This window comes from Clostridia bacterium (assembly GCA_017410375.1).
Classification (GTDB): Bacteria; Bacillota; Clostridia; order RGIG6154; family RGIG6154; genus RGIG6154.
Genome location: JAFQQW010000054.1, coordinates 1 through 10641, shown reverse-complemented (window position 1 = coordinate 10641; position 10641 = coordinate 1). Strand labels below are relative to the sequence as shown.

Here is a 10641-nt window from a genome sequence, read left to right as displayed (position 1 = left end):
TTTTGTCAGCTCGGGGCGGAGTGGTCAAAACCGTTAGCGGTAGCGTTAAAACGGTTTTGGGTACCACAAGAGAGCTTGCTTAGGCTGCGACTACATTAAAATAAGCTCCCTCTTGCAACACACAAAATCGCTGTGCCCTAACGGGCGCAATTTTGGTTGCGGCGCCACGAACTTCTCGCTGTATCCGTCACCGACGGCGCTTCGGGTTCGTGCCAAACATTTTTTCCTATTCCCTAAAAAAGGGCTGTAATAAATTTACAGCCCTTTTTTTGTAGGTTATCCTGTCATTCTTCGGTCGCTTCGCTCTCTCAGAATGACAAAAAAGGCTTCCCCTTAGAGGGGAAGCTGTCGAGCAAAGCGAGACTGATGAGGTGGAAGCGAACGCAGTGAGCACTCGTGAAAAGTATTTCACAAGAAAACTTTTCACGAAGGGTGGCGCATCAGGCGACAAAGCGACGCAATACCGCTTTGCGGTGTTGCAAGCAAAAAGCTTCGATGCGCCGTTATTCGAAGCAACCAATCTCTCTAAGGAATTTAACGGTATTCGGGGCGTTTTCGGCGGTTAAATCAAAGGAACGGGTGCTTGGAACACCGTCTTTGCCTTTAAACTCGATGGAAAGGTGTACCGACACCTCGGAATAGGCGAAATTATGCGGATTCCCCTTTTCAATAAAATCTGCAAGCAACAGGGAATACAGCTTGTCATAATCCGCAGGCTTTACACCCACACCGCAATCGGTATACACCGCGGTAACCGATTCCTTTTTAGGCATGGTGGCATAAAAATCCGCTTCTCTGTAAGCCTTGCTTTCTTTAAGGTGATCATAGATTCTGTCCGCTTCGGTGAAATCATGAATCATGTAGCAACGGCTGACACGCTTGCCGTTTTTTAAGGTGTACACAATCATCTTATCCTCGTAAAAACGACTGTTTTCCCCCTCACGGATGCAGGCGGTATGACATTTCCGAATCAGCTCGATGCTCGCTTTATCGCTAAGGAGCGGTTCTTTTCCCTCTTCATACGCCCACTCTTCATAAACGGTCGCACTTTGAATGTCGCTTGCATCGGGCACATAGGTTTCGTAGCCAAAGAAATGGGTTGCACTAAACACCACCGCCAAAAGTGCGATACTGCCGACAAACAGCAGATATCCTTTCACCGCACCCTTGATTTTAATGGTATGCGAAAGCACCATTTCGGTACCGAAATACAAAATACCGCTTACAATCCCCAGTACCACAACGGCGGTTACAAGATTTGCGCCTGCATTGACCGTAATGGCGTTTGCAATAATCAGACCGAACGCGGTCACAATGCCTTTAAACATAAAACGGGTTTTGGAAAACGCCATCATTTCGCCTGCGTTTTCGCTTTTGCGGAAGTGGTGTAAGAATCCGCCTGCCACATAAAACAAAAGGGAAGTTGCAAAATATACCGAAATGCCGAGCGCCCCAATTTCATAAGGGCTGTCATACTGAATCATGGTAAATACTTTTATGCTTGCCACCACATAGTTGCAGTTTGCAATCCAGGTGTACATGTCAGACGAACCGCTGTAGCCAAAAATCATGCTTTCAAACAGCGTGTCCAGACCAAACACCAAAATAACAGGCAAAACCTGTAAAATCGCATTGATGGCGAGCATGGAAAAAGTGGTTCCTGCAAGGGTTGCTGCCAGCACCGCGAGCGAATAGTTTAAGGTAAGGCTATAAAGCTGCAAAAGCATCCATTCCAAGCAATGCAACACCGTAACATCGCCTGTTGCAGGTGCGATGCACACTAAAATCAAGGTGGTCAGCAACACGGGCACAAACATCAGACAAAGTCCCGAAACCACATTGGTCAGGTAAAGTCCTTCCCGCTTTAAGGGCAGTCCGTAGGTAAATACTGCCGACTTCTTTTTGTGGATGCCCATGAACACCAACAGTGCCGTAACGGTTGGCACAACCCAGGTCATGGCAAGCGCAAACCAGGATATATCCATCAGCGCATTGTCACTGTAAAAAAGGGCATTGTACTCCATGGTAATCAGCGGTAAGCAAACGGTTAAAAACAACAGCAGAAAATACAGCACAGAGCCCCATTTAAAGCGCTTGATATTGGCTTTGAAAAGCCCAAAATTAAACCAGGATGTCTTTAAAGTCATAGTCCAAACCTCCCAACTCATAAATGAAAATTTCTTCTAAGGTAAGTCCGATTCTTTCGCAAAGGGCAGGCGAAAGGGCTTGAAATTCTTTATCTAAATCTTCTGCCTCGCCTTTTGCAATCAGCACGGTTACAGAGCCGGTCTTTTGGATGTGCAACACATCCTCGCGGTCTGCCAGCTTTTTGTATACCGCATCCTCTGCCAGAAGCTGATATTTATGTACATTGCCCTTTAAATCATCCAGTGCCTTTTCCATAATCATTTCGCCTCTGTGGATGATGCCCACGCGGTCACAGATGTCCTCTAATTCCCTTAAATTGTGCGAAGATACCAGTACGGTCATTTCCCGCTCTGCCACGTCGTTAATCACAAGGCTTAAAATCTGCTTACGCATAACGGGGTCTAAGCCGTCAAGGGGTTCGTCCAGCACCAGCACCTCGGGACGGACAGACAGCATAATGCAAAACGCCGCCTGCTTTTTCATGCCCTTGGACAGACGTCTTAATTGTTTGGTTTCCTCAAGCTTTAAAAGGGCTACGATTTTTTGGTACCGTTCCCTGTCAAAGGTCGGATACAGTCTTTCAAAAAGGGTCGCCATTTCCTTTAAGCTGAAGGTGTTATAGAAAAACCAGTCGTCCGCAATGCTTGCGATTTTCTGTTTGGTTTTTTCGTTTTCGTAAACGGGCGCACCGTCCACCGTAAGAGAACCGCCGTCTTGCTTATACACCCCGACAATGTGATTTAAAAGGGTCGTTTTCCCTGCACCGTTGGGTCCGACAAGTCCGTATACACTTCCCTTCGGCACATGCATATTCACACCCGTAAGGGCATAAAAATCGCCGAATTTCTTTTGTAAATTTTCTACTCGAATCATTTTTCTCCGTCTCCCTCCTTAAAGGCTTTTTCCACCGCTTCCGTAACGTTTTTTAAGGGTGTGTTTAAATATTTCAGTTCTTTGGAAAGCTTTTCAATCTCTGCAAGCAGTTCTTTTCTCCGTGGGTCGGTGGCATCCTCTGTCAGCCCTGCCACAAAGCTTCCCTTTCCCTTTACGCTGTACACAAAGCCCTTGTTTTCCAGCTCCTTATACGCCCTTTGCACCGTGTTCGGGTTTACGGTAAGCTGTACCGAAAGCTCCCGTACCGAGGGTAGCTGGCTGTCCTTTGGCAAAATGCCCTTGATAATCAGCTCTCTTAAACCCTGCTCGATTTGTTCGTATATGGAACGCGTGTCTCTGAAGTCAATTTGTATCATCTCATCCCTCCTTGTGTGTTAACTGTATTAATTGTCTTAGTACACTCAATATAGCATACTTTTTTTCGTTTGTCAATAGGGTTTTTAAAAAAAAAGGCTTCCCCTTAGAGGGGAAGCTGTCGAGCAAAGCAAGACCGATGAGGTGGAAGCGAACGTAATGCGCAACAAGCCTTTATATTTTGGGGGCTGTGATGGTTTCGTTTCTTCGCTTCTTAGGCGTGATGATTTGCCTGATGCAGGCAATGATTTTGTTTTCCAACGGCGCATACCATTTGTAAAACAGTATGCCTCCGCTTAAGCAGATTATCATATTAATGGGCATGGTAATGATGATGTTGTCCACCCAGTAGTTGAACTGGTAGCCCACCATTCTGAAATACAGCATCTGGAACAAAAAGATGTGGTAGGTGGCGTTGGAAAAATTCACCAGGGCATAGGAAATCTTGTTTTCGCCGTATTTGACCTCCTGCATGCTTTTCATAAACTCCACAATAATGGGATACATGAAAACCGCAATGCCTGCACTTGCCGACCGCCACTGGTAGAAAATATCGGTACCCACTCTTCTGTCTAAGGTGAACAGCACAATATACACAATGCCGATTAAGAACATGCAATAATTTAAGAACCAGTCGGTCTTTAAGTCGGTCAGCTTTGCATAAATGCCAAGTGCCATGTGCGGAAGCAGACGCAAAATCCAGTATTTGTACCAGACCTCCGAATACCCGAACACCACGGTGGTTAAAACGTCCCACAAAAGGGTGATGCCAATCAGAAACAGCACACCTTTTCCCATAAACCGCTTGACTATGTAATACAAAATCGGGAAAATGAGCATAAACTGTGCCATGGCAAACACATAATAACTGCCCGGGGTAAACCCGCCCAGCATAAACTTATACAAAAGTGTACCAAAGCCATAGGAAAAGCCTTTAAAGCAAACCTGAATCAGAATACCAATCACAAAAATGGGAAGCAGGGTTAAATAAAACCGCAGAATTCTGGGAACTAAATTTTCCTGTCGGTACCAGGTTTTAAAGGGAGATTCCATGCGCTGAAGTGAGCCGGTCAGCATATACCCCGACACCATGAAAAATACCGTTACCGCAAATTTCCGGAGCGTATAAAGGCTTAGCACAAACAGCAACGGGGAAAGGGCGCTCCAGACTAAGGTTTTCTTGCTCCAGCCCCCTTTTTTGCCGAGCCGATAAATAAAATAGGATACCGCCAATGCCAAAACCGCCCACAGCACCAGCATAATGGTATGCTGAAGCGCAAAACGGGCGTTGGACTGGATTTTATGATGGATAAAAATAACATAAATTGTAGCTGCGATTTTTAAAACATCGGGGCCGACCATACGGCTCTGCAATTTACGCATGACTTACCATCCTCTCGGAAAAAAGTATCTTATTTAAAGGGCTTTACAATGTGAAGCTTTAACACGTCTGTTGAATCGTCCGTGCCGGCTGTGATAACCACACGGTCGTTATCCTTAACATAATCATACCGCTTTGCGCAGTCCACCGAATGGGTAAACAGCACATTTGCATCCGGCTGAAACAGCGATTTTACCGGATACACACCCCAGGACATAGAAAGCTGATGGAAGGTCTTTTCTTCGGGGGTGGTGGCAATAATGGGCTGTACGGGACGGAATTTGGACACACGGCGTGCGGTATAGCCCGAGCGGGTAACCGCTAAAATCGCCTTGGCATTTACGTCCTTTGCCATGGTACATGCCGCATCGCAAATGGCGTTGGTGCCGTCCTCTTCATCGTTTTCGTAGGCAACATTCTGATAAATATCCATGTCAAAGGCATCCTTTTCTGCCTGACTTGCAATCTTTTCCATGACGCGGATAACATGGGCAGGATGGTCACCCACCGCTGTCTCGCCCGAAAGCATGATGGCAGAGGTGCCGTCAAACACCGCATTGGCAATATCGGTAATTTCCGCTCTGGTGGGCGTTAGGCTGTGAATCATAGACTCTAGCATCTGGGTAGCAATGATAACCATTTTACCTGCGCGGTAGCATTTCTGGATAAACCGCTTCTGCAGACCGGGCAGACGCTCGAACTCAATTTCGACACCCATGTCGCCCCGGGCAACCATGATGCCGTCCGAATGCTTTAGGATTTCATCAAAATTCTCCACGCCCTCCATGTTCTCGATTTTGGCGATGATTTTAATGGAATGTCCGCCATAGTAATCCAAAAATTTACGCATGGCAATCACGTCTTCTTTGGAGCGCACAAAGGATGCCGCCACAAAATCCACGTCCTGCTCGATGCCGAAAATCAAATCCTTTTCGTCCTGCTCGCTCATGTACGGAAAATCCAAATGCACATACGGAATGTTCACGCCCTTGCGGTCGCTCACCTCACCGCCGTTTTGCACCTTACAGATTACATCGGTATCGGTAAGACCGGTAACAAGCATGCGGATTCTGCCGTCGTCAATCAAAACGGTGTTGCCTTCCTTTAACTGCTGTGGAAGCTTGTCATAGGTTACAGAAACGCAGTCCTTATTGCCCTTTATATCCTTGGTGGTTAAGGTAAAGGTCTGCCCCTCCTCCAGCAAAACAGGAGCCTGTTCAAAAGTGCCGATGCGGATTTCGGGACCTTTTGTGTCCAGCATCACCGCCGCGGGCTTTTTTAATTTATCACGAACCTTTCGGAAGGTATCAATGGTTTTTTTATGCTCTTCGTGGGTGCCATGGGAGAAATTGATACGGGCAACATTTAAGCCCGCTTTTAACATTTCTTCGATGGTTGCCTCGTCCCGGGATGCGGGACCTAATGTACATACAATTTTTGTCTTGCGCATGCAAAGCACCTCCTGAAATGATAATCATAGTCATTATACACCATTTTACAGAAAAAGTCAATTCATAAGAATGCAGTATTTTCACATACAATAAACCAAGAGGTGATTGTATGCAAATCTGCGGTTTAGAGTTTACGCCGTACAGCAAAGATAACATCCGTTGCAGTCTGGAAAACAGCCTGCCCAATGAAAAAGTGCTTTATTATCCGTTAAAGGACGGAGCATTATTTGCGGTGCCTGCGGTTATCGGTATCGATCCCCATCCGCTTCTTCCCTTTTTCGAGGCTGCCGTGTACAAAGACGGTGCGTGGATTGTGGGTATTGACTTTCTAAAAAATGAATACTTTACACCCACGTCGGAGCAAGACCTCAATTAGCGCAATCCGTTTTAAAAAACGTCTTGCTTCGTTTTCGGTCTGCTCCTCCTTTTAGCCGAAAAGTTTACAAGTAATACTTTTCGGCTGTGGCTCGCTTCGCTCGCTGTTTTTCAAAACCTCTCTTAGCGCAATCCGTTTAAAAAAACGTCTTGCTTCTTTTTCGGTCTGCTCCTCCTTTTAGCCGAAAAGTTTACAAGTAATACTTTTCGGCTGTGGCTCGCTTCGCTCGCTGTTTTTCAAGACCTCTCTTAGCGCAATCCGTTAAAAAAACAGCTTTCCCTTAGAGGAGAAAGCAAAAAAGGCTTCCTCTGACGAGGAAGCTGTCGAACGCAGTGAGACTTAAAGGAGAGAAAACGCGAACGCAGTGCGCACTCGCAAAAAGTTTACAAGTAATACTTTTTGCGAAAAAGGAGCAACAGCCTGCTAAAAAAGCATATGCCGACAAGGCATATGCGTAAAAGGAAGGCTTTTTGCGACGCGATTGTTAACATCCCTCTCTTTTTTTACATATACTGCTATAAAGGAGAGGATTTTTTATGCAGGACTATGTGCTGGTCATTTTATCATCGGTCACTTACGCCAAACGGGTCGAACAGCTTTTAGAGCGGAGCGGAATCACCTGTGCCATCGGGCACACCCCCAAACGTATTGCCAAAAAAGGTTGCTCGTATATGGTCAAGGTCAAGCGTGCCGACCTACCCGCCCTTTTGAAAATCACAGACGAGCTGATGCTGAAAATCCACGGAATCTACCGCAAGAAAGGAGATGCCGACTATGATTTACTTGGATAACAGCGCCACCACCCTCCGAAAGCCGAAAACCGTTTTAAAAGCCATGAAACGGTATATGCTTCATGAGGGCGGAAACCCGGGCAGAGGCAGTCACGCCCTTGCCATGCGCGCCTCGGACGTGATTTTTGATGCCCGTTTGGAGCTTGCACGTCTCATTTCTGCCCTGCCCGAGCGCATTGCACTCCTGCCCTCGGCAACCGTTGCGTTAAACACCGTGATTTTCGGCATGTTAAACCAAGGCGACCATGTGATTTTAACCCCCTACGAGCATAATGCCGTCCTGCGTCCCGTCCACAGCCGTTTTGAATACGACATCTGCGACGGTGCGACAGAAGCAAGGAAAAAAATCCGTCCCGAAACCAAAATGCTGATTGTCAACCATGCCTCCAATGTAAACGGCAAAATCCAACCGCTTCAGGGCTACATTGACTTGGCAAGAGAAGCCAATCTGTATCTGCTGGTGGACGCCTCCCAGTCCCTCGGACATATTCCCCTTTCGGTCGGGGGCATTGACTTTATTGTATGCTCGGGACACAAGGCGCTGTTCGGTCCGCAGGGTACGGCATTTTTATATGTAAGACGGGGCTTGAAAATCCGTCCGCTGATTTTGGGCGGTACGGGCATTTTATCCGAAAGTCTTTCCCAACCCGACATTTTTCCCGAAAGCTTAGAGAGTGGCACGGTAAACGGTGTGGGCTTTGCAGGACTTGCAGAGGGTGCGCGGTTTGTCAACCGTTCGGACAGCGACCCCACCGAAGAATTGAATGTCTTGTTAAAAAGAGGACTTTCCTCCATCCCCCATGTGGAGCTTTACACCCCTTTAACCGAAAAAACCGCGCCCCTTGTGGCATTTAACATCCGGGGTGTGGATTGCGTAACCGTCTCGGAATATCTGTCAGACCGCCACGGCATCTGTGTGCGGAGCGGTCTGCATTGCGCGCCCTTAGCCCACAAAACCTTAGGCACCTTGGGCATCGGCACGGTACGGGCAAGTTTATCCCGCTTCAACCGCAAATCCGAGGTCGAAAAATTTTTGAATATTGTTGACAGTACCCCTTGTTTTGGTGTATAATAAAATAGATGTTATATAATTTTAACCCAAAAAAGCATTGAAACGCGGACAGCATTTTAATTTAAACGTAAGGGGATGAAACACACAGTTATGGAACGGTTTTTACGGTTTTTCGGAAGCTACATAAACATTTTTGCGCTGAATGATTTAGTGGATATTTTAATCATCACGGTTATCATTTACAGCCTGATTCACTTTTTCAAGGAAACCCGTGCACTACAGCTTTTTAAAGGCATACTGCTGCTGTTTGTGGTGTTGCAGGTTTCGGGCTGGCTGAACTTAAACGTATTGAATTTTGTATTGAGCAAAACCTTAGAGGTAGGCCTTTTGGCACTGATTATTATTTTCCAGCCCGAGCTTCGGCATGCGTTAGAGCGCATGGGTACTTCCACTGTAGGTGATTTACTGCCCTTTACCAATCAGGAGCAAAATAACGAAGCCTTAGAGCAGGACATTGTAGAGATTGCGGATGCCTGTCAGGCACTTTCCGCAAAACGCACGGGTGCTTTGATTGTCATTGAACAGAAATCCCGCTTAAATGATGTGATTGCCACAGGCAAAAAATTGGATTCTGTGGTGACCAAAGAAATCATCGGCAACATATTCTTTCCCAACACACCGCTTCATGACGGTGCGGTGGTGATTTCCAAAAACAAAATCCGCGCGGCAGGCTGTTTACTGCCCTTAACCCAGAACGCGGCACTCCCCTCTGAGCTTGGCACGCGCCACAGAGCGGCAATCGGGCTTTCGGAGCAGTCGGATGCGCTGGTGATTGTGGTTTCGGAGGAAACGGGCAAAATCTCGGTGGCAAGAAAGGGTATGCTTACCCGTAACTATGACCGGGAAAGCCTGCAGAATCTTTTGCGCAAGCTTTTAATCATTATGCCCGAACAGCAGGAAAAGCGTAAAAAACTGTTTGCGAAAAAGGAGAACCACCAATGAAATTATTAAATAAAATTTTCCGGAACGACAAATTCATACTGGTAATTTCGGTTCTTGCGGCAATCGGGCTGTGGATGGCGGTGGTCAGCGAGCAGAATCCCATGACCGACAGTCTGTTCCGTGGCATTAAAATCAACCGCAACCACACCGAAACCATGATGCAGGATGAGCTGAAGATTATCTCTGTTTCTGCCGAGACCGCCGACGTAAAGGTAAACGGCAGACTTTCGGATATTTCCAATATCATATTAGAGGACGTTTCCGTTTCGGCAGACTTTTCGTCTGTGACGGGACCGGGAACCTACACCATTCCGCTGGTTGCCAATGTGCGAAGAAGCGGTATCACCGTTTCCTCCATCGAGCCGTCTGAAATCAAGGTTGTGGCAGACTATATCGGTAAAAACCGCTTCCAGGTTGAGCCTGTTTTCACAGGCACTCTGCCCGATGGGTATGTTAAGGATTCTTTCGTCTTAGGCACCAACAGCATCACCATCGAGGGTCCTGCAGAAATCTTAGAAAAGGTGGCACGCGTTGTGGTGAAGGTGGACTTAGATAATGTCACCGAATCCATTTCCGCAGGCTACAAGCCGGTGCTTTTAGACAATCACGGCACACCCATCCATGACCATGAGCTGACCATGAGCAGTACCGAAATCTGGGTGGACGTTCCCATCTTAATGGAAAAGGATGCTAAAGTCAACATCCGCTTAGACAGCGTGGTGAACTTAGACTCTGCAGGCATTCACCTTTCCGCAAACCCCGACACCGTAAAGATTCAGGGCGAGCGGGCGATACTTGCGGATATCGAAGGCATCGAAACCGAGCCGTTAACCCTCCCCGATGAACCGCAGGGCACCGTAATGCTGAAGCTGGTTTTGCCCGAGGGCGTCCGTGCAGAGCCATCTGAAGTTGAAGTTAAAATTTCAGTTGCCGCCGACCAGGCAAAAAAACAATAAATTCCAATCAAAAGAAAACGCGCAAAACTTTGCGCGTTTTCTTCATTTTGTGCCTTTCTTTTAAGTTTGCACAAACTTTGTTCGCCTTTATACTCGCGTTTTTGCGATCCGGACTTTTTTTACATCCCCTTTTTAGGGAATAGGAAAAAATGTTTGGAATGGACAAACTGAGCCCAAACCGCGTTGCATCGCGGTTTGGGGTTACCCGAAGGCGTACAAAGGTACGTCGAGAGGCGAAGTTTGTTCATAGCAAAAACGCATTTATCAAAAGAAAAC

General features: G+C 46.9%; 10 protein-coding genes. 5 read left to right on the top strand and 5 right to left on the bottom strand.

The features are described from left to right. Window positions 1-503 precede the first annotated feature (503 nt). The 5 genes from IJE10_08555 to pyk all read right to left on the bottom strand — a co-directional run bounded on the left by IJE10_08555 (window position 504) and on the right by pyk (window position 6227). Window positions 504-2147, bottom strand: coding sequence for a hypothetical protein (locus IJE10_08555; GenBank protein MBQ2968151.1), 1644 nt, complete (start codon window positions 2145-2147; stop codon window positions 504-506). After that, complete coding sequence (locus tag IJE10_08550; protein ID MBQ2968150.1) at window positions 2122-3021, bottom strand: ABC transporter ATP-binding protein; 900 nt, start codon at window positions 3019-3021, stop codon at window positions 2122-2124. The genes IJE10_08555 and IJE10_08550 overlap by 26 nt, the downstream gene beginning before the upstream one ends. Next, window positions 3018-3398, bottom strand: coding sequence for a GntR family transcriptional regulator (locus IJE10_08545; GenBank protein ID MBQ2968149.1), 381 nt, complete (start codon window positions 3396-3398; stop codon window positions 3018-3020). The genes IJE10_08550 and IJE10_08545 overlap by 4 nt, the downstream gene beginning before the upstream one ends. 172 nt (window positions 3399-3570) lie before the next feature. Next, entirely contained in the window at window positions 3571-4779 is a 1209-nt protein-coding gene (locus IJE10_08540; protein MBQ2968148.1) for an acyltransferase, read from the bottom strand. A 29-nt stretch (window positions 4780-4808) separates the two neighbouring features. Next, window positions 4809-6227, bottom strand: coding sequence for a pyruvate kinase (pyk, locus tag IJE10_08535; GenBank protein ID MBQ2968147.1), 1419 nt, complete (start codon window positions 6225-6227; stop codon window positions 4809-4811). Window positions 6228-6337: 110 nt separating this feature from the next. Here pyk and IJE10_08530 point away from each other — a divergent pair, with 110 nt between their 5' ends. The 5 genes from IJE10_08530 to IJE10_08510 all read left to right on the top strand — a co-directional run bounded on the left by IJE10_08530 (window position 6338) and on the right by IJE10_08510 (window position 10365). Next, window positions 6338-6604, top strand: coding sequence for a hypothetical protein (locus IJE10_08530; GenBank protein MBQ2968146.1), 267 nt, complete (start codon window positions 6338-6340; stop codon window positions 6602-6604). Window positions 6605-7140: 536 nt separating this feature from the next. Beyond that, window positions 7141-7395 carry a DUF3343 domain-containing protein gene (locus IJE10_08525; GenBank protein MBQ2968145.1) on the top strand — a complete coding sequence of 85 codons (255 nt, stop codon included), beginning with the start codon at window positions 7141-7143 and terminating at the stop codon, window positions 7393-7395. After that, a complete protein-coding gene (locus tag IJE10_08520) occupies window positions 7379-8467 on the top strand; it encodes an aminotransferase class V-fold PLP-dependent enzyme (GenBank protein MBQ2968144.1) in 1089 nt (362 codons plus the stop codon). The genes IJE10_08525 and IJE10_08520 overlap by 17 nt, the downstream gene beginning before the upstream one ends. A 90-nt stretch (window positions 8468-8557) precedes the next feature. Continuing rightward, window positions 8558-9409: a diadenylate cyclase CdaA gene (gene cdaA, locus IJE10_08515; GenBank protein MBQ2968143.1), complete on the top strand. Its 852-nt coding sequence runs from the start codon at window positions 8558-8560 to the stop codon at window positions 9407-9409. Further along, window positions 9406-10365: a hypothetical protein gene (locus IJE10_08510; GenBank protein MBQ2968142.1), complete on the top strand. Its 960-nt coding sequence runs from the start codon at window positions 9406-9408 to the stop codon at window positions 10363-10365. Before cdaA ends, IJE10_08510 begins: the two co-directional genes overlap by 4 nt. Window positions 10366-10641: the final 276 nt, after the last annotated feature.

What these genes read in the sequence shown, in the direction of transcription:
- IJE10_08555 (MBQ2968151.1), bottom strand. Translation starts at nt 2,147, where the DNA reads ATGACTTTAAAGACATCCTGGTTTAATTTTGGGCTTTTCAAAGCCAAT.
- IJE10_08550 (MBQ2968150.1), bottom strand. Translation starts at nt 3,021, where the DNA reads ATGATTCGAGTAGAAAATTTACAAAAGAAATTCGGCGATTTTTATGCC.
- IJE10_08545 (MBQ2968149.1), bottom strand. Translation starts at nt 3,398, where the DNA reads ATGATACAAATTGACTTCAGAGACACGCGTTCCATATACGAACAAATC.
- IJE10_08540 (MBQ2968148.1), bottom strand. Translation starts at nt 4,779, where the DNA reads ATGCGTAAATTGCAGAGCCGTATGGTCGGCCCCGATGTTTTAAAAATC.
- pyk (MBQ2968147.1), bottom strand. Translation starts at nt 6,227, where the DNA reads ATGCGCAAGACAAAAATTGTATGTACATTAGGTCCCGCATCCCGGGAC.
- IJE10_08530 (MBQ2968146.1), top strand. Translation starts at nt 6,338, where the DNA reads ATGCAAATCTGCGGTTTAGAGTTTACGCCGTACAGCAAAGATAACATC.
- IJE10_08525 (MBQ2968145.1), top strand. Translation starts at nt 7,141, where the DNA reads ATGCAGGACTATGTGCTGGTCATTTTATCATCGGTCACTTACGCCAAA.
- IJE10_08520 (MBQ2968144.1), top strand. Translation starts at nt 7,379, where the DNA reads ATGATTTACTTGGATAACAGCGCCACCACCCTCCGAAAGCCGAAAACC.
- cdaA (MBQ2968143.1), top strand. Translation starts at nt 8,558, where the DNA reads ATGGAACGGTTTTTACGGTTTTTCGGAAGCTACATAAACATTTTTGCG.
- IJE10_08510 (MBQ2968142.1), top strand. Translation starts at nt 9,406, where the DNA reads ATGAAATTATTAAATAAAATTTTCCGGAACGACAAATTCATACTGGTA.